We start from the raw sequence: 20490 nt of genomic DNA on the forward strand, positions 1-20490 counted from the left end.
GTAATAAAATGATCAAAAGTAATATTCTTGCCCTTGATGCTTCAACAGAAGCACTATCACTTGTTTTACATTATAAGGGAGAGACATTTCATCATTTTGAAGAGTGCCCTCAGCAGCATAGTCAAAAAATTCTACCTTTGATTGATGAGTTATTGGCCAAAGCAAATTGTAAATTAAAAGAACTGGATGTTATTGGTTTTGGCCAAGGGCCCGGTAGTTTTACAGGCGTAAGAATTAGTGTTGCTATAGCTCAAGGGTTAGCGTACTCAACTAATTTACCATTGGTAGGTGTTTCTACATTGGCTGTTATGGCGCAACAAGCATACGAGCAAAACAACAGCTTACTTGTTTTTCCAAGTATAGATGCGCGTATGGGTGAAATTTACTTTGCACAATACCAAGAAAATAATGGTTTAATGGAATTAGTTAATAACGAGTGTGTTATTAAACCTGAACTTTTAACTAATGAGTATATAACGAGTAACGAAGCATCAGTTGCAGTAGGCACAGGTTTTAAAACGTACCCTGATGCATTAGCAAACTTTGAAAACATCACTATTAATACAGACATAACATTACCAGATGCACGTTTTATGCTTGCCTTTGTTGATGCCGCATTTATTGCAGGCCAGGGCGTTCAAGCAAGTGATGCCCAACCAAAGTACGTTCGTGATACCGTAACATGGAAAAAGTTACCAGGGCGCGAATAAAACAGTACCGCGTTAATTTGCAAATTGATTGTTTTTAAATCATAATTTTAGTTATGTTTAAGGTTGGAGAAGCGTGATGACGCTGCCCATTGGCTCAGGTTTTTTTACAGGTGATATTCCTGGTAGAGTAATCCCTGCTAAGGGAGTAACTGCAAGACCACAAGGTTTGGCAGATCAAGCTGCTGCTCAAAAAACAAATACTGATTATGTAAAAACCAGTGCCGAGGGTGTTGAGCTTGCTAATCGATTGTTCAAAACTAGCGCAAAGGGTGAAAACTTCAGCCAAACAATTTACGACCAGCCTAGTGCAAAAAATAGCAAAGCCATTTCTACCTATACTGAGTTTGCAAATTTAGAACGCAGAGCTGAAGTACAAAATTTAATTGGGGTAGATATTTACGCTTAAAAGTAATCAACCTTTAATAAAAAAACCGAACATTGTTCGGTTTTTTTTGCTTTATATTTATTTTACTGTTCTATAAAGTGTATTAACTTATCAGCTATATCTGTATTATTTTGAGAGCCAACAAATTGTTCACTCCCTTTACCATAAGCAAAAACTTGTACGTCTACTGCAGTATGGCCACCCGTAGTCCATCCAGTAAAGCTTGTGTCACTAATAATACTTTTAACGGCTAAGTTGAGTGCTTTGTCACCCATAGATTTAGCTTGCTCAAGTTTTATTTTGTTTTCAGGGGTAAATGCAATGCTGGTATATTTATTCCACACTGATTTTAAATCATCAGACTCAAGTAAGTGTTGTGTAATTGTACCCGCTGTTGCTTTTACGCCATGCACAACATCTGCTTCCCACTTATATTGGCCGTGCGCACCCAATGTTAAGCCACCTGTAGAGTGATCAGCAGTTATAACTAATAAAGTATCTTTATTTTTATCAACATACGCTTTAGCTTTTTCGATAGCAGATGCAAAGTCATCCATTTCGGCCATGGCACAGGCTATATCATTTGCATGCCCACACCAATCAATTTGGCTACCTTCAATCATTACAAAAAAACCATCTTTATTTTGATTGTCTAGAAGGTCGAGTGCTATAGAAGTAAGCTTAGTTAACCTTGTTGGGTTTTCGTCTAACGCAAAAGGTAAGCCTTTAGCGGCATATAAACCGATAGCTGGAAGTTGCGTAATTTGATTAAGGTTTTGAATATCGTCACCATACTGGTAACCCGCTGCTTTAAATTCGTCAACTAAATTTCTATCGTCTCGAATAAAGTATTTAGTACCACCACCCAGCATTAGGTCAACGGGTAGTTTGCCTGCAATTTTATTATCAATATAATCATTAGCAATTTCGTCGTAATTATTACGTGATTCATTATGAGCGGCAAAGCTTGCTGGTGTAGCGTGGTTTATTTGTGATGTAGCTAATAGGGCTGTAGTCATGCCTCGCTGTTTAGCGATTTCAAGCATTGTTTTAAGTGGTTTTTTATCAGTATCTACGGCAATTGCACCATTATAACTTTTATGCCCGCTACTCAACGCTGTCGCACTTGCGGCGCTATCGGTTACAACTGTGTGATCGTCAGGGTAAGTACGCGCCATTCCTGTCAGCATGGTATCAAAAACGGTTTGCTCAACAGACTTTGTAGTGGGGTCATCTTTAAAATAACGATAAGCAGTAGTATAAGCAGGCCCCATGCCATCACCAATCATATAAATTACATTTTTAGGTGCAGTTTCGGCCATTGCACCAGATGCAGTGCACATTAGAGCTAACACACTTAGTTGTTTTTTCATGTTTTATGTACCTTTTGAGTGTACTTTATTAATAGCTAAATTATTTTATACCTTAACTATGATAAATAAATTAATAGATTGCGACAAATGATGATTTAGCTATATATAAGCTGATTATTGTGCGTAAAAATTATTGTAAAGCCGTTAAAATATCTATTAGGAAACACCAAATAACAAAAAATACACACATAATAGTCGAGCTAAATTAAAAATAACATTATGAATAAATGACGGTTTTTATTTATTCTTCTAGGTTGCAGTTGTAGCCTCAGCGACTAAAATAACAAACATTTAGTGAAACTATTTAGTGGTCTGACAACTTGTATGTTATAAATTTACAAAAATAAAAAGAGGTTTATGTGCGGCCATTTAATATTAAAACACGTAATTTAGATATTCATGGTTTAAAAATAGGCTCTGGTGAAGAGGTAGTAATAGCACTTCACGGTTGGTTAGATAATTGTAAAAGTTTTAAGCCCATGCTTGATGGCCAAAAGCCAGAGCAAACTTGGTACTGTATTGATTTTTCTGGACATGGTTTAACATCGTGGCGCAGTGATGACGCACATTACTATTTTGTTGATTACATCGATGATGTTTATCAATTTATTGAAGCCATTGGTGCTGACAAAGTTCATTTAGTCGGGCATTCTATGGGAGCTATGGTCGCGGGTCTTTTCGCCAGTTGCTTTAGTCAAATGGTTAAATCGGTAAATTTTATTGAGGGTATTGGCTGCGTAACAACACCCAGCGAGGAAGTTACGGAGCAACTAAAAAATGCTGTGCTTAATCGTGCAAGAACGCATAATAAAAAAACAAGAATATATCCATGTAAAAAAGATATTTACGAGGCACGGTCTAAAACAACCGACTTAGATGTTGAATTAATTTCGCTGTTGATGGAACGAAATATCAAAGCAGTCTCTAAGGGTTTTGCACTAACAACCGATCCTAAGCTCAAAAATCATTCAGGTTTTAGGTTTGATGAAGTGCAATGTATTGGTGCAATAAAAGAATTAATTGCACCATGCCAATTAATTTTAGGTAACCAAGGTTACGTGTTTGTAAAACAAAATTTAGAAAAGTATATTAATTATTACAATGACTTGAGTGTAATTAATGTGGAGGGTGGGCACCATTGCCATATGCAAAGTAGCAAAGAATGTTATGAACACATTCAAGCATTTATGGTGCAAAGTGGTGCACGTTAATTGTATATTGACGTTAAATGTGGGATTATTCCCGCATTAGAGTATTTGCTCAATTGTTAAAGTGCCTTACTTAGATTAAGGTTAATAAAAATATAACTATAAACAGGGGCTAAGAGTGGAAAAAATCTGGCTTAAGCGCTACCCAGAAGGTATGCCTGAAACAATCGATCCTGAGCATTACAACTCGTTACTCGAAGTGTTCGAAAAAAGTTTTTCTGATTACAAAGATTTACCTGCATTCACAAACATGGGTAAAACGTTGTCGTATGAAGAAATAGACACAGCAACTAAAAAAGTTGCCTCGTATATTCAAAATGATTTGGGACTCAAAAAAGGCGACAAAGTTGCCGTAATGATGCCTAACTTATTACAAACACCTATTTCTATTTTAGGTATTTTACGCGCAGGGTGTGTGGTAGTTAACGTTAACCCTTTATACACTGTACGTGAGCTCGAACATCAGTTAAAAGATTCAGACACAAGCGCCATTTTCATTCTTGCAAACTTTGCAGATACTCTTGAAAAGGCCTTAGGTAAAACAGACGTTAAACACATCGTGGTTACACAAGTTGGTGACATGGTGGGTGGCCTTAAAAAGCACATTGTTAACTTTGTTGTTAAGCACGTTAAAAAAATGGTGCCTAAATACAACTTACCAAACACGATTAAATTTTCAGATTTGTTAAACGCTGACGAAAATGCTTACACACGCCCTGAATTAAATTTATCTGACCTAGCATTTTTACAATACACAGGCGGTACGACCGGTGTATCTAAAGGTGCTATGTTGAGCCATGGTAATATGGTGGGTAACCTTGAGCAGGTGTCTGGTTGTTTAGATAAGGTACTAAACCGTGGAACAGAAGTGGTTGTTACTGCACTTCCGCTTTACCATATCTTTGCACTTACGGCTAACTGCTTAACGTTCATGAAATATGGTGGTTTAAACTTATTGATTACTAATCCGCGTGATATGCCGGGTTTTGTAAAAGAGTTAGGCCAAACTAAATTTACAGCAATCACCGGTGTTAACACATTATTTAATGGTTTACTAAACACCCCAGGTTTTGATGAACTTGATTTTAGCCACCTAAAAATGTCGTTAGGTGGTGGTATGGCGGTTCAACGTCCTGTTGCTGAAAAGTGGCAAAAAGTGACGGGGTCAAAACTGATGGAAGGCTACGGCCTTACTGAATGTGCTCCACTTGTTACAATTAGCCCTTACGACTTAGAGTCTTATAACGGTTCTATTGGTTTACCTGCACCAAATACTGACATTAAGCTAATGCTTGAGAATGGTGAAGAGGCAGCTAAAGGTGAGCCTGGCGAATTATGCGTTAAAGGCCCTCAGGTTATGCTTGGCTATTACAAGCGCCCAGATGCCACTGCCGAATGTTTACAAGACGGTTGGTTTGCAACAGGTGACATTGCTACATATGACGATGAAGGCTTCTTCTATATAGTAGATCGTAAAAAAGACATGATCATAGTATCTGGCTTTAACGTTTTCCCAAATGAGATTGAAGAAGTTGTTGCAATGCACGACGGTGTGCTTGAAGTGGCGGCTGTTGGTATTCCTCATGATGTCAGCGGTGAACAAGTTAAAGTTTTTGTTGTTAAAAAAGACCCTTCTTTAACTGAAAAAGATATAATAAACCATTGTCGTGATAATTTAACTAATTACAAGGTTCCAAAACTCGTTGAGTTTAGGGATGAGTTACCTAAAACAAACGTAGGTAAAATACTCAGACGAGCCTTGAAAGATTAGAAAACTATAAAAAAGCCGGCATTAGCCGGCTTTTTTATTGTAGGAGACTAAGTGCAATATCAATTAATTCAAACACAAGTTCAGCTTAATACCTTTGTTGAGCAGATCCAAAATAAGCCTATATTAGCTATTGATACCGAGTTTATGCGTCGTCGCACTTTGTATCCAGAAGTTGCACTGATTCAGGTTTTTGACGGTGAGCATTTAGCACTTATCGATCCTTTAGCTGAGCTCTCGTTATTTGATTTTTGGCTGGTCTTAAAAGACCCCGCAGTTTTAAAAGTGCTTCATTCACCATCTGAAGACATTGAAGTATTTCAAAAATATGCTGGGTTTGTTCCTGCACCATTGTTTGATACTCAATTTGCTTTGCAATTGCTTGGTGAAGGAAACTGTATGGGGTTTGCCCTTATGGTTAAAACACTCCTAGGTATTGAAATAGATAAAAGCGAATCACGCACCAATTGGCTACAACGACCGCTAACTACTAAGCAACTTGATTATGCTGCCGCTGATACATTTCATTTATTACCGTGCTTTGAATTAATTATTGATCGCATCAACAAAGCTGACTTGTTTGAGATTGTGTTGGATGAGAGCGAATTAATTGCTAATAAGCGAGCTTTTCAAACGCCGGATGAATTGCTCTATAAAGATATTAAAAATGCTTGGCAGTTAAAACCACATGAATTAGCTGTATTAAAAGAGCTTGCTATATGGCGCCGTAATAAAGCAATACGTAAAAACCTTGCTCTCAATTTTGTGTTGAAAGAACATAACATGACCGAAATCGCTAAGCGAGGGCCATCTAGTTTAAATTCATTGCGTCAAATACCGGGTGTAGAATCGATTGAAGTTAATCGCTCAGGGGTTGAGATTTTAAAGTGTATAGAAAAAGCTAAAGCAATTGCCGTTGACGAGCACCCGCAAGTGTTGAAGCGTTTAATAGATTTTCCTAATTATAAACAAACGGCAAAAGATATTAAGCAAAAAATAACGAAAGTTGCTAAAGCTAATAATATTCCTGAGGATGTTTTAGCCTCTAAAAAACAAGTTAATCAATTAATCAGCTGGAATTGGAAGTTAACGGCAGAGCAAAAAAAGACACATATAAAGCCAGATTTATTGAGCTCTTGGCGTTATAGTTTTATTAAAGAAGCACTAAAAGAGTGGGATACCTAAAAAGTTAATCTTTTAGTAGTTTTTAGTTATAAAGAGGGCGCTTAACGCGCCCATTCTTCAATTATTTCTTTTCTTCGTCAGGTAAAGTTACGTTTAGCTCTAATACAGCTAAGTCGTCTTCATTCTGATCAAATTGTACCTGCACGGCATCACTATTAACGTTCACATATTTTCGAATTACATCCAAAATATCTTGTTTTAATTGTGGTAGGTATTCAGGTGTTCCACGCTGAGAACGTTCGTGTGCGACAATGATTTGCAATCGCTCTTTTGCAAGAGACGCACTGTTTTTCTTTTCTGAGCGGAAATAGTCAAGTAACGACACATTAGCCTCCAAAAATCCGTTTAAAAATGCCTTTTTTCTCTACATCTAAGAAGCGAAAATCGACGGTTTCACCAAGTAAGCGGTTTATGGCATCAGCATATGCTTGACCAGCATCTGATTCGCCATCCAATATTACCGGTTGACCTGAATTTGATGCACTCAATACTGCTTGTGACTCAGGAATAACACCTAACAAATCGATAGCTAATATGTCTTGTACATCTTCTACCGAAAGCATTTCACCTTTAGCAACACGCTCAGGGTTGTAGCGTGTTAATAATAGGTGTTCTTTGATATTTTCAAGGCCTTCTTCAGCGCGTTTAGATTTACTATGCAAAATACCTAAAATACGGTCAGAATCTCGTACAGATGACACTTCTGGGTTGGTGGTTACAATCGCTTCATCAGCAAAATACATTGCCATCATCGCACCCGCTTCAATTCCTGCTGGTGAATCACATACAATATAATCAAAGTCTTCTTTTAGCTCGTTTAAAACGCGTTCTACACCATCACGAGTTAGTGCATCTTTATCACGCGTTTGCGATGCTGGCAGTAAAAATAACTTCTCAACACGTTTGTCTTTGATAAGTGCTTGGTTTAGGTTTGCTTCACCGTTTATGACGTTTACAAAGTCATAAACAACGCGGCGCTCGCACCCCATAATTAAATCAAGGTTACGTAAACCGATGTCAAAATCGATAATAACCGTTTTGTAGCCTTTTAATGCTAAGCCTGTGCCTATTGCGGCACTTGATGTTGTTTTACCAACACCACCTTTACCCGAGGTAACGACAATTACTTTTGCCATGAGATTTATCCTTTAACCAAAGCTGAAATTTCTAATGATTCATTTTTTTGTTGTATTTGCACTGCACTGCCCCAAAACTCACCTTGTAGAGAGTCACTGATCCAGTAGTTGCCATTTATGGAAACAAGTTCTGCTTCTAGCTTTTGGCAAAATATATGTGCGTTTTCTAATCCTTTTGCGCCCGCTATTGCGCGACCACGAAGGGTTCCGTAAATATGTACGTTGCCATCTGCTATTACTTCTGCACCATGACTAACAGCGCCTAATACAATAAGGTCGCGGTCTTTTGCATACACCTGTTGACCCGAGCGCACAGTACCGTTAATTATTTGTGCTGGAAGTATAATATTTTTTTCGACAATTGACGTGTTTGGTTGCTTTTCAACTGGCTCTGCTTTTACGTCTTGCGAATAATTTAATACTGAAAAGCCAGCTTTTTTGGCACTTGCATGCTGCCCATCAGAGCCATTGCATACACCCACTGCGTTGAAGCTCATTCGTTCGATAAGTGATTTTAAATGAACAAAGTCTAAAGAACTGTTTTTTACTTCTTCTAAATTGACAACAATAGGGGCTCCTTCAAAAAAACGAGGGGCTTGGGCTATTTTTACGTACAATTGTTCTGCTAAAAGGTTTATATCAGCACTATAAAGATGTAAAACTGATAACGTAAAAAGATTCCCTTTTAACTCAAAAATTTGGTCCGACATACACGCTCAATTGAATTGTATGATAAGAAATTATAATTAGATAAACACAGGCTGAATAAGGCCTTAATCAAAATTTCTAATCTAAATTTTCTAACTTATTATTACTCTCATGGTATAGTGTGCAGCATTGTTGTGCAAGAATTTATAGGGTCATAATGTTAACTGCGGTATATAAAAGTAAGAAAAAGACGGATACCTTCTTATTTGTTGAAAAAAGAGATGATTTTAGCAAAGTTCCAGAACCTCTAATGGCTATGTTTGGCAAACCTCAATATGTGATGCTCATCAACTTAGCTAAACGTGAGCACCTAGGTGGTGCGGATTTGGAAACCGTTAAGGGTGCATTAACCGATCAAGGATACTATTTACAACTTCCACCACCGGAAGATAATTTGCTTACTGAACTAAGAAAACAAAATGGAGCCGATCGTGATTAAAAAACTGGCAGTTGTATTATGTGGTTTATGCTTGAGTTCGTCAGTTGTTGCTAAAACACAAGCCGAATTTAAAGATTACTTAGTAAACCTAAAAGAAGAAGCAATCGCAAAAGGCTACGAAACGTCGTTAATTGATAGTGCATTTGCGACTGCGACGTATAAAGAAAAAGTGGTATCAGCTGATAAAAACCAGCCTGAAGTGAAAGAAACACTCGAGACCTATTTACCAAAACGTGTACCACAATGGAAAATTGACCGTGCTCGTAAACTTTATGCTGAGAACAAAGATATTCTTGAGCAAGTAGCTAAAGAGTTTGGCGTACAAGCACGCTTTATTGTCGCTTTATGGGGTCTTGAAAGTAACTTTGGTACTATTCAAGGCGGTCACAATGTTATTTCATCATTAGTGACACTTGCCTTTGATGGCCGCCGTGAAGCACTTTATAAACGTCAGTTGTGGGCGGCTTTAGACATTCTAAAATCGGGTCATATTACCTTAGATAAGTTTAAAGGTTCTTGGGCTGGGGCTATGGGGCAAACTCAATTTATGCCAACGTCTTTTAATGCTTATGCAATTGATTATAACAATGATGGTCGCAAAGATATTTGGACTACAAAAGAAGATGCGTTTGCTTCAATTGCTAATTATTTAAAGCAAGAAGGGTGGAACGACTCATTAACTTGGGGTCGTCAAGTTATGCTTCCTGATAACTTTGACAATAAATATATCTTAGTTCGTGGTACTAAAACACGTAAACAATGGCTTGAATATTGGAATGATTCTGAGCGTTCACTCGATGAGTGGCAGGCTTTAGGGGTGAGAAGAGCAGACGGTACTGCGTTGCCTAACGTTGATGTACGAGCAGCACTGGTTATGCCCGATGATATCAACGGCCGTATGTTTTTGGCCTATGATAATTACAAAGTGTTAATGCATTGGAACCGCTCTTATTACTTTGCAACGAGTGTGGGTTATTTGTCTGATAGAATCGGATACCCAAAAATCTAGTCCAACAAAAAATAAAGCCGCAAAATGCGGCTTTATTCTTTTTTAAAAATTTTATCTTTTAAATCGATGACCTTGCCAATTCCTGATCCCAGTTTCATAAGCTTGTTGAGCTGCTCGGGAGTTAAGCGCTGTAACTCAGACGACCATTTAGTGACCGTTTCAAGTAGGTTGTGAATTTCTTCCATTTGCTTTTGGGCATACACTTCTTCTTCGTTATTCGCTTCGTCGAGTAAGTTATCTCGCAAAAGGCTGAGCGTTGGATCGATTTCACGTTTTTTTCGCTCTTCAAATACTCGATTCGCCATATCCCAAATATCGCCTGCAGGCGCATAATACTCTTTACGATCACCAGGAATGTGCTGAACTTTAATTAATTGCCAAGATTGCAGCTCTTTTATGCCCATACTCACATTACCACGCGAGATACTTAGTGAGTCGGCAATTTCATTCGCTGTCATCGGGTTTTTAGTAATGATTAGTAAACCACACATTTGGCCTATTGTACGGTTAAAGCCCCAACGGCTGCCCATTTCGCCACAATGCATCACAAAGGTAAAATTCTTTTCAGATAAAGTCATATCATTAACTTTCAGTAATTTCAGAAATTAAATGCTAGCATGTTGATTTGCGATAGCAAGGCATTAAGTGCACTAAAATAATCTTAGTTTGGCTTAAATACAATTTAAGCCATTTTATGCATAGTTTTTAAATATTAAGAGCGCGTGTAAATACACGCACCCATAAATTTTAACCGCTAAAGTGTGTAACTAAAACTTAATTTAGCATTACGCTCTTCACCAGGCATACCGCCTAAAAACATCGCTTTAGAATAATACTGTTTGTTAAATAGGTTGTTTAAATTAAGCTGCATGTTCCACTGTTTAGTTGTATACGAAATTGCAGCATCGTACACAGTGTAGCCAGGTACATAGCCATCAGGAATATTAAATGAACTTGAGTTAGTACTTCTGTTATCAACGTAAGTAATACCCCCGCTAATATTAACTGACTCGGGTAAATTAAATATGTTTGCATAGTAAGTAACCCATGTGCTTGCAGTTACATAAGGCACCCCTTTTTGACGAGTGTCGTAAGCGCTACTATTGGGGTTAGATTTATCACGCGCGTCTTGATATACGCCGTTAACATTTATTTTCCACTGCTCATTTAAATACGCATTTAAATCAAGCTCAACGCCTTTGGTTTGCTCTTCGCCATCAAAGTAGCTTTCTACTATATCAGGGCCAGACACACCAGCTTCATACAGTGGGTTACTGTATTCAAGATTTGTACGAGCGCTTTCAAACACAACTAAAGTAGCTAGTAGCTGGTCGTCAAATGCTTTATACCTAAAGCCTAAGTCATTACTTATTGATTCTGAGTCTTCTCTATCTGCTTCGTTACCAGTAACAGAGCCTAATACACTGTATGCGGTTCGGCCTTTAGAGTGATTAACAAACACAGAAAAATCTTCAGTAGGCTGATAAGTAGCACCTAAATTATAGGTTAAACCTGAATCAGATGTGTTTGCCTCAGGGGTTGGCTCTGCACGGCTTGAACTGTAACGTTCATCTACACCATTATGTTCGTAGCTCTGTTTAATACGGTTATAGGCGACTCCTATGCGTGTAGTCAGTGTGTCATTAATATAACCTACATGCTGAACGCCCATTCCCCATGCTTGAACCTTTTTATTATAATCACTCGTTTTTAGAGGATCGTAATCGTCAAAGCCACCGATTGGCCAATTTGGTTGCCTCATGTCATAGATATAGGGTAAAGCACCTTGATAAAGCACATTACCATCAGTGTCGTAAATTACTTTATCGCTGTCATAAATAGAGTATTGTTTGAAACCAATATCTCGGTCTTCATAATTTGCATTAACTAAGAGTTCGTTATCAATATCGCCTATCTCAAAGTCGTATCTTAAATCTAAAAAGTACTGCCATGATTTTTCATCTGCTTCTACTTGGCGATACTCTTGGCGCCTAGCTGCAAATGGATAAAGGACATCATTTTCAACTAAAGGAGCTCGAGGGTCTTGATTAATAACGCCACTGCGAGTTGAGTACACGTAATTAAAAGCCCCTGTTTGACGAGCAAAGCTTGATGTGTAATTACGGTACTGTAGTTGCTGGTTTAAGAATAAGTCATCAGTGATAAAGTAATTATGCGTAAGCTTAAATCGTAATTCTTCACCTTCATTATCATCGGCCATTGGTGAAATAATCCCATTGGTACCAAAGTCATAGGGTGTTAAACCATCTGTTGCAGAAAGAGAGTTCGCTAATTGTAATTGCTGTTCACTTGTCAGTTGTAAGCCACTGCCTGTCGGATCGTTTACTAAGTCTGCAGCGGTTACTTCACCAGCAGTTAAGCCATTCGCTGTCTCTGCGTTGTATATGCGAATAGGGTGGCCAATTGAGTCAACAGCAATTGAATCCTTAATATAGGCAGCAGAGAGCATAACGTCTTGTTTATCGTTTAACACATACTTAAGTGATGTATAAATTTCATCACGCTCTTCTTTTAAATCGCGAAAGCCATCGCTCGAGGCCGTTTTAGCCATTACGCGATACGCTAAGTTGTCGCTAAGTGCATTTGTGCTGTCAAAAGCAAGAGAGTAGCTGTCCCATTGACCAAGCTCTAAAGCGACTTTATGTTTTTCTTCAAACTCAGGCTTTTTTTCAATTAAATTAATTACACCACCAGCGCTACCAATACCATATAAACCTGTAGCTGGGCCTTTTAACACTTCAACCGACTCAACATTGGTTAATGAGCGAGTTGGATTAAAGGTGTTTCCAAGTCCAGCTCCCCCATACATACCATCATAAGTGTAATTGGCGTCAAGACCGCGAATAACCAGGTTATCACCAATACCATAATTATTACCCGCTTGGGTTAAACCACTCACATTACGGACAAGATCTTGTAGGTTGTCTACGCCCTGTGATTCAATTAATTCACGATCAATAATAACAACAGGAGCAGGGGTTTCCATTAAGGACATATCTGACTTTGTGGCAAGACCCGAACTCATAACAACTTGATTTTGTTTTTGATAAACACTTATGTGTTCAATATCTTGTTCTGCAGTGGTTGATGCTAAAGCGGCTTGTGCATTTAAACAAGCAAGGGTGAGGAGTGAGTAATTAAACTGTTTCATTATGATAACCATTCGCATTTGTTGATTTGCGCTAATGGTAATGATTATTATTTGCAAAATATACTAAAAGTTCAATAAATATTAGATTAAAACAACTGCTTGCGTGTTTTTTATACAAATAGGCCGGCTTAGTTAATAAAAACCAAACAAATATAAAGAAGGGGACGAATTTGGCAATTAAGAAAAACAAATTGCAATATGATTTTCTTTAACAACTCTCCCAAATTAAGAGTAATAAACTAAAAGTGACAATAGAGATCAGGTAAAACAATGCTATTAAAGCTTTACCTTTAACACATTGTTTTAATTGGCTTTTAATTTTAGTGTTTTTAGGGTTGAAAATTAAAACTTAATGAATTTTAACGTTAAAAGTAAAGGCTAACACTATAAAGCCAGCCTTAACTTAGATTTAAATTTTATTTTTCAGTTTTATAAACAATACCTGCTTTCATCACAAACGGTATTTGCTCTAATGTTGAAATGTTTTTTAATGGGTTTCCTTCAACAGCAATAATATCGGCGGCATATCCCGTTTTTATTTGCCCTAGTGTATTATGCATTTTTAACAGTTTAGCGCTGTTAATGGTAGCTGATTGAATGGCTTGCAGTTCAGTCATGCCAAATTCAACCATACGTGAAAATTGCTTTGCATTATCACCATGTGGGTAGATGGCAGCGTCGGTTCCAAATACCATGTTCACACCAGCTTTTACAGCTCGGCTAAAGCTATCTCTTTGCTTTTTAGAAACTTGGCGTTCTTTGTTTAGGTTTTCTTCGTCTACACCATTTTGTTCGCCAAAGCTTAATGTGTATTCTGTGTTGTATATATCCATAGAAAGCCAAGTGCCATGTTTTTTAGCCAGGGCTATGGCTTCATCGTCTAAAAAGCTTGCGTGTTCTACGCTGTCAACACCTGCAATGATGGCTGTTTTTATGCCGCTTGTGCCGTGTGCATGCGCTGCAACTGGTAGGTCGCGCATGTGCGCTTCTTCAACAATGGCTTTCATTTCTTCAAGCGAATATTGTTGTACACCTACTTTGGTACCCTTTGAAAAAACACCACCTGTAGCACAAAACTTTATAGCGTTTGCACCGTACTTTATATTTTCACGTACTTTTGTTCTAACCGCCCATGGTCCGTCTGCTACACCTGCTGAGGTATATTTTAGCTCTGGCGGTAAACGGTTATTGTCACAGTGCCCGCCAGTTATACCCAGTGAAGGACCTGCAGCCCAAATTCGTGGGCCTACAATGTCACCCGCATTAATACCGTCTCGCACCGCAATAACGCTATAACCATCTGCGCCCACATTTCTTACGGTAGTAAAACCTGCTTCAAGGGTCTTTTTAGCAAAATAAGCCGATTTAACTGCCATGCGTGGGATTGATTGACCCAAGCGCTCACTACGAGAAACAGTAGGATCACTCGTTAAGTGTACATGCATGTCCATCAATCCAGGGACTAGTGTTAACTGTGGCAGGTTGATAAGTTCATCATTTTTACCTAGTTTCGGCTTTTTATTACGCTCTATTGAGGTGATCACACCATCATCAATAGTAATTAATGGCGATTGAATGAGTGTGCCATTTTCTACATCTAACATGGCTTTTGCAGAAATGTAGGTGACTGCCTGGGCAGGTAGACTGCTCAAACATAATATGGCTATTGAGGCTGATAATAGGTGCTTTTTCACTTTTTAATTCTTTTATATGAAAGTTACGTTGTTTTGACTTTACCAAGCTCAAGTAAAAGTGCAATAAAATAACGACTAAGTTACTACTTTATTTAGCTTAATTTAAAGCACATAATCGAGCTGAGTTTTTTATAAGGATTAATATGAAATTATTAAAATTAGCACTGGTCGCTTCTTCAGTGATCGGTGCGCTTATGGGGTGTAGTAGCACAACGTCTCAACAAAATAATAGTAAACCCGTTTCATCATCTATAAATGCTGTGGTTTCAGAATTATCGGCCGAGCAGCAATTAGACGTGCTTGTTGATCAATACTACAACGAGTCGCTTGCATTTTCGCCAATCAGGGCAACATATAGCGGTAAAAATGAATTTAATGATCAGTTCACGCCTGAAATTTCAGCGAGAAATCGTAACAAAAAGGCGGCTTTTTATAAAAAGTATCAACAACGCCTTGCTTACATTGATTCAAAGCAGTTAACAGGGCAAGCGCTATTAAGTTATGAGATTTTAAAACGTGACCTTGCACTTAACCTCGAGGGGATGCAATTTCCAAGCTATTTTCTGCCTATTAATCAAATGTCGGGAGCACATAATGTGTTTGCTGGATTTGGCTCTGGGCAAAGTGCACAACCTTTTAAAACAGTACAGGATTACGATAATTTTTTAAAACGTAGTGATGGCTATATCAAATGGCTTAAAAGTGTTGAGCTTTCTATGGCTGAAGGTATAAAACAAAATATTGTTTTACCTTTGCCACTTGCAAAAAAGTTAGCCCTACAATTTAGTGCGCATGTTGTAAATAAGGCTGAAGATTCACTGTTTTGGGGACCTATAAAAAACTTACCAAATTCGTTTACAGTTGAGCAAAAACAAGAAATAACAGCGCAATACCGCGATTTAATCATGAAGCAATTAGTACCGGCTTATCAAAGCATGCACACATTTTTAATTAACGATTATATACCTAGTAGTCGTGTGTCAGTAGGCTACAGTGATTTTACTAATGGTAAAGCTTGGTACGAATACCAAATAAAGAAAAACACAACGCTTAACTTATCTGCTGACGAAATTCACAATATTGGTTTAAGCGAAGTATCGCGTATTTTGAGCGAAATGAAAAAGGTAAAACACACCGTTGGCTTTGACGGCGATTTGCCTGCATTTTTTACTCACTTACGTGATTCAGATGAGTTCTACTTTAATACCGCTGATGAGCTTATTGAAGCGTACGAAAATGTGAAGAAAAAAATTGATGCCAAAGTACCGCAGTTATTTGATGTGGCTCCTAAAGCGCCTTACATTGTTAAACCAGTAGAGGCTTATCGTGCTCAGTCTGCGGCGGGTGCTTCTTATGCAGCCCCAGCACCAGATGGTTCTCGTCCGGGTATTTTTTATATCAATACTTTTAATTTAAAAGCACAACCTAAGTTTTTACTCGAAACACTCTCGATTCATGAAGCGGCACCTGGTCATCATTTTCAAATTGCTCTTCAACAAGAAATAGACGGTTTACCTGATTTTCGTAAATTTGGTGGGTATACGGTTTTTGCTGAAGGGTGGGCACTGTATGCAGAAAGTTTAGGGAAAGAGCTTGGGTTATTTACCGATCCTTATATGTGGTATGGGCGTTTGGCTGACGAGCAATTACGGGCAATGCGTTTAGTGCTCGATACTGGTTTTCATGCAAAAGGGTGGACGCGCGAGCAAGGTATACAATACATGCTTGCTAATTCATCAATGGCTGAAAGCGATGTAGTGGCAGAGGTTGAGCGTTATATTGCGTGGCCAGGGCAAGCACTTTCGTACAAATTAGGGGAGTTTAAAATTAAAGAACTTCGCGATTATTGTAAAAAAGAGCTAGGTTCCCAATTTGATATTAAGGCGTTTCATACGCAAATATTAATAGATGGCGCATTACCCATGCCTATTTTGGAGAAAAAAATAAAGCGTTGGGTGCAATCGCAGCGTTAATGAATAGCGCAAAGTGATTATCAAATTGAGGTATTCGCTTTGCGCCATTTAGTGCAATACGTTAGAATGCGCGCTCTAAAAAGGGCGCGAGTACACTATGTTTGATCAACAGTTAGCAAATACACAGTTTTGGCTTACAAAAAGCTTGAGCGAAATGAGCCAAAATGAATGGGAAGCTATTTGCGATGGCTGTGGTAAATGTTGTTTAAATACGTTTATAGATAGTGAAGACGAAGACGATTTTTCCCCCACAGATCAGCTACGTGAAGGTGAACAGCTCATTTTCACAAATATTGTATGTCAGTATTTAGATAATAATACCTGTGGGTGTAGCGAATACGAAAACCGCCAAACACTTGTCCCTTCTTGCGTAAAACTAACCAAAGAAAACCTTAAAGATATTTTCTTTATGCCGCAGAGCTGCAGTTACCGCCGCCTGCATGAAGGGCGTGGTTTAGCTTCGTGGCACCCGTTATTAAATAACGGCGATAAAACACTTATGCATGATCTCGGTATTTCAGTAAAAGATAAAACAGTCAAAGACAGTAATGTAAAATTAGATGATTTTGATTTATACATTGCTGAGTGGCCAACAAAGGATTGCGATTAATGAGCAAGTTAAAAGCGAGTATTGGTTTAATAAACCCGAAGAGCCCTACTAACGTTGGCGGTGTGTTACGAGCTGCTGGGTGTTACGACGCAAAGCAGGTTTATTTTACGGGTAATCGTTATCTTAATGCGCAAAAATTTCATACCGATACTAAAAATGTGGTTGAACGTATTCCATTAACCTCTACTGATAGCCTAGAAAAAGTAAAACCTGAAGGGGCAACCGTTGTTGTTGTTGAGTTAATTGAAGGGGCTACACCGCTCCCTAAATTTAAGCACCCAGAAAATGCATTTTATGTTTTGGGCCCAGAAGATGGTTCTGTTCCTAAAGACGTACTAAAGTGGTGCGATGAAGTAGTTTACATTCCTACTATAGGGTGCATGAACTTAGCTGCAACCTGTAATGTAGTACTTTACGATAGGCTTTCTAAATTAGGTGGTGTTAAAAGCAGTGATGACACTATAATAAGTTCGCGCGATACCAATAATAAAATGAAATGGGTTAAACCTGCTTTATAACTTTTGTAATGCCAATTAAATCTGCTAGTTGGCATTAGACACTGTCTATATTCAATTTCACGTTCTACCAATTTTTCATTCTCTAGATTTATTTCTCCTTCAAAAGTGTAAATAACGCCTACACTTAACTGACTATTAGTTTGACGATAGCTTTATTATGCGCATTGTAGTCTTTTTGTTGTCCTTTATTAGTTGTTTTAGTTTCGCGAGTCAAAGCGTAACCTTCATTCATAAAAATAGCCTTAAAACTGTAGAAGGGCAGCGTTATAAATCGGGGCTTTTATATAGCGCCCCAAATAGTAAACGCACATTACATATTGTTACTTTAGATTGGCCGCCTTATATAAGTAACGACTTATGTAACAAAGGGTGGGTCTATCATTTTGCCGTTGCTGTTCTTAATAGTCAGGGTTACAGCGTTTATTTAGAATTTTTACCTTGGGCAAGAGCTGTGCGTAATGTGGAACTTGGAAAAGCCGATATTTTAATGCCTGAGTACTTTATTGAAGACACTGCGCCTTCAGACTATGTTAAAAGTAAAATGCGAAGAGAGCTGCTTGGTATTTCAAATTCGTTTCAAGGTGGAAATATTGTATTTCTAAAGCGAAAAAACGCACCTGGTATTTTTACAGGTAATCTAAACTCATTAAAAGGCTCAACAATAGGTGTTGTAAGAGGATATCAAAACACCCCTGAATTTGATGCCATGATGGATAATGAAGAGTTTAAAGTTATTAGTGCGGTAAACGATTTGCAGTTAATGCAATTACTTTTTGCCAAGCGGGTCGATCTTATTATAGGCGATCCTTCGGTGTTAACCCATTCAGTTACGTTTTCTGAGCTTAACCAAAATGAAAAAATAAAACTGCTTAATGCTGTTGAGCAAGATGGTAAACCACTACATTATAACTCATTGTATTTTGCTATAAGTAAGCTAACACCTAACTGGCTTAGAGTGCTAGATGACATAAATCAAGCCTTATATATATTTTCTAATAGCGGTGAAACTGAGCGTTTAATCAATACTGTTTCAGAAGAATGTGCAGTTTGAATATGCATGATGATTTGGAACGTTCTAATTAACTTATGCCCAAACAACTTATTAACAATGTAGAATCAGTTTAACTTGTTAATGGAGTGAAAATAAAAATGAGCACACTGAACACACATAACGATTATGGCGTTAATAAACAGCACAACAAAAATTACCTGTTTCCCCTAACGGCAATGACAACCCTGTTTTTTTTATGGGGTTTTATTACAGTATTAAATGATGTATTGATTCCACGATTAAAAGGCGTATTTGATCTTAGCTACTTTGAGGCAATGCTAGTGCAGTTTTGCTTTTTTGGTGCCTATTTCATTGTATCTATCCCCGCTGGTATTTTAGTTAAACAGCTTGGCTATAAAAAAGGTATTTTAACGGGGCTTATTATTGCTTCGATTGGTTGTATGCTTTTTTACCCTGCAGTAGTAGTGCATGAGTATTGGTTGTTTTTAGGCGCATTGTTCGTGCTTGCTGCTGGTATAACCGTATTGCAAGTATCAGCTAATCCATACGTTGCGGCTCTTGGTCCTGATAAAACCGCCTCTTCACGATTAAACTTAGCACAAGCGCTTAATGCCTTGGGTACTACAGTAGGGCCTTACGTAGGAGGCATTCTCTTTTTCGGTACTGCTGGTACATTGGCTGCGTCTGCTGCATCGGCAGAATCAGTAAAAGTGCCTTATTTAATGTTGGCTGCAGCACTTTTATTAATTGCCATTGTGTTTGCATTTATAAAGTTACCTGAAATTGAAGCCCATAAGGAAGACAGCACAGACACCGAAACTCGTTCTTTAATGCAAGCACCTCACCTTACTATGGGGGTTGTAGCAATATTTTGTTATGTAGGCGGTGAAGTAGCTATAGGTAGCTTTTTAGTTAATTACTTTGGTGAAGCACACATTGCTGGGCTTGAAGAGCATGCTGCCGCGGCACTTATTAGTTATTATTGGGGCGGAGCAATGGTTGGGCGTTTTGTAGGCTCTGCGTTGTTACAAAAAATTGCGCCTTCTAAAGCAATTGCCTTTAATGCTATCAGTGTTATTGCGTTGTTATTAATCACTATTTTTACACAAGGTGATGTCGCTTTGTATTCAGTATTGGCAATCGGGTTGTTTAATTCAATTATGTTTCCAACTATATTTTCTGTTGCGATTGAAAAATTAGGCCCGTTAACAAGTAAAGGCTCTGGTTGGCTATGTTTAGCGATTGTAGGTGGTGCATTAGTGCCTTTATTACAAGGGTATATTGCCGATACCGTAAATATTCAAGATAGCTTTTTCGTGCCTATGGTATGTTATGTATTTATAGCTTGGTATGGTTTAAATGCTGTTCGTTTAGCTAAAAAATGGTAGAAAATGTATTGAATAATAATGGCTGAATACGTATTCAGTCATTATTATTTTCTTTTTGTTTGGAACATTCCAAATTTTGTTATCTATTGAACATTATTTATGTAAAATTAATTACTTAAAATTTGTAATTAAGTTTGTCTAGTCCTTTTTTATTGTTTTTAGCTGCTATTTTCGGAAAAACCGAAAATAGCTAAGACAATGC

At 37.9% G+C, this 20490-nt stretch carries 19 protein-coding genes; 12 read left to right on the plus strand and 7 right to left on the minus strand.

Annotated features, from left to right (window positions below; all coding sequences use genetic code 11):
• The first annotated feature begins 8 nt into the window (after window positions 1–8).
• Both tsaB and MTF67_RS05690 read left to right on the plus strand, forming a co-directional pair.
• Complete coding sequence (tsaB, locus tag MTF67_RS05685) at window positions 9–710, plus strand: tRNA (adenosine(37)-N6)-threonylcarbamoyltransferase complex dimerization subunit type 1 TsaB (RefSeq protein ID WP_248518949.1); 702 nt, start codon at window positions 9–11, stop codon at window positions 708–710.
• 76 nt (window positions 711–786) lie between these two features.
• On the plus strand, window positions 787–1116 hold the full coding sequence (locus tag MTF67_RS05690) for a hypothetical protein (protein ID WP_248518950.1): 330 nt from the start codon (window positions 787–789) through the stop codon (window positions 1114–1116).
• Between the two features lie 62 nt (window positions 1117–1178).
• On the opposite strand, the gene MTF67_RS05695 is transcribed toward MTF67_RS05690, so the two are convergent.
• Window positions 1179–2468 carry an alkaline phosphatase gene (locus tag MTF67_RS05695; RefSeq protein ID WP_248518951.1) on the minus strand — a complete coding sequence of 430 codons (1290 nt, stop codon included), beginning with the start codon at window positions 2466–2468 and terminating at the stop codon, window positions 1179–1181.
• A gap of 359 nt (window positions 2469–2827) precedes the next feature.
• Here MTF67_RS05695 and MTF67_RS05700 point away from each other — a divergent pair, with 359 nt between their 5' ends.
• The 3 genes from MTF67_RS05700 to rnd all read left to right on the plus strand — a co-directional run bounded on the left by MTF67_RS05700 (window position 2828) and on the right by rnd (window position 6629).
• Complete coding sequence (locus MTF67_RS05700) at window positions 2828–3679, plus strand: alpha/beta hydrolase (protein ID WP_248518952.1); 852 nt, start codon at window positions 2828–2830, stop codon at window positions 3677–3679.
• 115 nt (window positions 3680–3794) lie between these two features.
• A complete protein-coding gene (gene fadD, locus MTF67_RS05705; RefSeq protein WP_248518953.1) occupies window positions 3795–5447 on the plus strand; it encodes a long-chain-fatty-acid--CoA ligase FadD in 1653 nt (550 codons plus the stop codon).
• A 51-nt stretch (window positions 5448–5498) separates the two neighbouring features.
• Window positions 5499–6629, plus strand: coding sequence for a ribonuclease D (gene rnd / locus MTF67_RS05710; RefSeq protein ID WP_248518954.1), 1131 nt, complete (start codon window positions 5499–5501; stop codon window positions 6627–6629).
• 61 nt (window positions 6630–6690) lie between these two features.
• Here the strand turns inward: rnd and minE are convergent, their stop codons facing one another.
• The 3 genes from minE to minC are packed head-to-tail and all read right to left on the minus strand — an operon-like array spanning window position 6691 to window position 8475.
• On the minus strand, window positions 6691–6954 hold the full coding sequence (gene minE, locus MTF67_RS05715) for a cell division topological specificity factor MinE (protein WP_006793461.1): 264 nt from the start codon (window positions 6952–6954) through the stop codon (window positions 6691–6693).
• Between the two features lies 1 nt (window position 6955).
• Window positions 6956–7765 (minus strand): septum site-determining protein MinD, encoded by an 810-nt coding sequence (gene minD, locus MTF67_RS05720; RefSeq protein ID WP_006793462.1) that lies wholly within the window; start codon window positions 7763–7765, stop codon window positions 6956–6958.
• Between the two features lie 5 nt (window positions 7766–7770).
• Complete coding sequence (gene minC, locus MTF67_RS05725; protein ID WP_248518955.1) at window positions 7771–8475, minus strand: septum site-determining protein MinC; 705 nt, start codon at window positions 8473–8475, stop codon at window positions 7771–7773.
• Between the two features lie 155 nt (window positions 8476–8630).
• Between minC and MTF67_RS05730 the strand changes: the two genes are divergently transcribed.
• Both MTF67_RS05730 and MTF67_RS05735 read left to right on the plus strand, forming a co-directional pair.
• Window positions 8631–8912, plus strand: a complete 282-nt coding sequence (locus MTF67_RS05730; RefSeq protein WP_006793464.1) for a YcgL domain-containing protein — start codon at window positions 8631–8633, stop codon at window positions 8910–8912.
• Window positions 8905–9921, plus strand: coding sequence for a lytic murein transglycosylase (locus MTF67_RS05735; RefSeq protein WP_006793465.1), 1017 nt, complete (start codon window positions 8905–8907; stop codon window positions 9919–9921). Before MTF67_RS05730 ends, MTF67_RS05735 begins: the two co-directional genes overlap by 8 nt.
• Before the next feature lie 32 nt (window positions 9922–9953).
• Here MTF67_RS05735 and MTF67_RS05740 read toward each other — a convergent pair whose 3' ends face one another.
• The 3 genes from MTF67_RS05740 to MTF67_RS05750 all read right to left on the minus strand — a co-directional run bounded on the left by MTF67_RS05740 (window position 9954) and on the right by MTF67_RS05750 (window position 14787).
• The gene (locus MTF67_RS05740) at window positions 9954–10499 is read right to left on the minus strand and encodes a MarR family transcriptional regulator (RefSeq protein WP_010556194.1); all 546 of its coding nucleotides are present in this window, start codon (window positions 10497–10499) and stop codon (window positions 9954–9956) included.
• 176 nt (window positions 10500–10675) lie between these two features.
• Window positions 10676–13093, minus strand: coding sequence for a TonB-dependent receptor (locus MTF67_RS05745; protein WP_248518956.1), 2418 nt, complete (start codon window positions 13091–13093; stop codon window positions 10676–10678).
• A gap of 416 nt (window positions 13094–13509) precedes the next feature.
• On the minus strand, window positions 13510–14787 hold the full coding sequence (locus MTF67_RS05750) for an amidohydrolase family protein (RefSeq protein WP_248518957.1): 1278 nt from the start codon (window positions 14785–14787) through the stop codon (window positions 13510–13512).
• A gap of 143 nt (window positions 14788–14930) precedes the next feature.
• On the opposite strand from MTF67_RS05750, the gene MTF67_RS05755 reads away from it, so the two are divergent.
• From MTF67_RS05755 to MTF67_RS05775, 5 genes are all read left to right on the plus strand, one after another.
• A complete protein-coding gene (locus MTF67_RS05755; RefSeq protein ID WP_248518958.1) occupies window positions 14931–16760 on the plus strand; it encodes a DUF885 domain-containing protein in 1830 nt (609 codons plus the stop codon).
• A gap of 97 nt (window positions 16761–16857) precedes the next feature.
• Window positions 16858–17370: a YcgN family cysteine cluster protein gene (locus MTF67_RS05760; RefSeq protein ID WP_006793470.1), complete on the plus strand. Its 513-nt coding sequence runs from the start codon at window positions 16858–16860 to the stop codon at window positions 17368–17370.
• Window positions 17370–17888, plus strand: a complete 519-nt coding sequence (locus MTF67_RS05765) for an RNA methyltransferase (RefSeq protein ID WP_248518959.1) — start codon at window positions 17370–17372, stop codon at window positions 17886–17888. The genes MTF67_RS05760 and MTF67_RS05765 overlap by 1 nt, the downstream gene beginning before the upstream one ends.
• 157 nt (window positions 17889–18045) lie before the next feature.
• On the plus strand, window positions 18046–18939 hold the full coding sequence (locus tag MTF67_RS05770) for a transporter substrate-binding domain-containing protein (protein ID WP_248518960.1): 894 nt from the start codon (window positions 18046–18048) through the stop codon (window positions 18937–18939).
• Window positions 18940–19037: 98 nt separating this feature from the next.
• Window positions 19038–20288, plus strand: a complete 1251-nt coding sequence (locus MTF67_RS05775; protein WP_248518961.1) for a sugar MFS transporter — start codon at window positions 19038–19040, stop codon at window positions 20286–20288.
• Window positions 20289–20490 lie beyond the last annotated feature (202 nt).

Source organism: Pseudoalteromonas sp. 2CM32C, assembly GCF_023161925.1.
Lineage (GTDB): Bacteria > Pseudomonadota > Gammaproteobacteria > Enterobacterales > Alteromonadaceae > Pseudoalteromonas > Pseudoalteromonas marina.

Excerpts from the sequence above, each read along its gene's own strand:
- MTF67_RS05760 (WP_006793470.1), top strand. The coding sequence starts at position 16,858 with ATGTTTGATCAACAGTTAGCAAATACACAGTTTTGGCTTACAAAAAGC.
- MTF67_RS05770 (WP_248518960.1), top strand. The coding sequence starts at position 18,046 with ATGCGCATTGTAGTCTTTTTGTTGTCCTTTATTAGTTGTTTTAGTTTC.
- MTF67_RS05745 (WP_248518956.1), bottom strand. The coding sequence starts at position 13,093 with ATGAAACAGTTTAATTACTCACTCCTCACCCTTGCTTGTTTAAATGCA.
- MTF67_RS05690 (WP_248518950.1), top strand. The coding sequence starts at position 787 with ATGACGCTGCCCATTGGCTCAGGTTTTTTTACAGGTGATATTCCTGGT.
- MTF67_RS05695 (WP_248518951.1), bottom strand. The coding sequence starts at position 2,468 with ATGAAAAAACAACTAAGTGTGTTAGCTCTAATGTGCACTGCATCTGGT.
- MTF67_RS05775 (WP_248518961.1), top strand. The coding sequence starts at position 19,038 with ATGAGCACACTGAACACACATAACGATTATGGCGTTAATAAACAGCAC.
- MTF67_RS05730 (WP_006793464.1), top strand. The coding sequence starts at position 8,631 with ATGTTAACTGCGGTATATAAAAGTAAGAAAAAGACGGATACCTTCTTA.
- MTF67_RS05755 (WP_248518958.1), top strand. The coding sequence starts at position 14,931 with ATGAAATTATTAAAATTAGCACTGGTCGCTTCTTCAGTGATCGGTGCG.
- minD (WP_006793462.1), bottom strand. The coding sequence starts at position 7,765 with ATGGCAAAAGTAATTGTCGTTACCTCGGGTAAAGGTGGTGTTGGTAAA.
- MTF67_RS05740 (WP_010556194.1), bottom strand. The coding sequence starts at position 10,499 with ATGACTTTATCTGAAAAGAATTTTACCTTTGTGATGCATTGTGGCGAA.
- MTF67_RS05765 (WP_248518959.1), top strand. The coding sequence starts at position 17,370 with ATGAGCAAGTTAAAAGCGAGTATTGGTTTAATAAACCCGAAGAGCCCT.
- minC (WP_248518955.1), bottom strand. The coding sequence starts at position 8,475 with ATGTCGGACCAAATTTTTGAGTTAAAAGGGAATCTTTTTACGTTATCA.
- tsaB (WP_248518949.1), top strand. The coding sequence starts at position 9 with ATGATCAAAAGTAATATTCTTGCCCTTGATGCTTCAACAGAAGCACTA.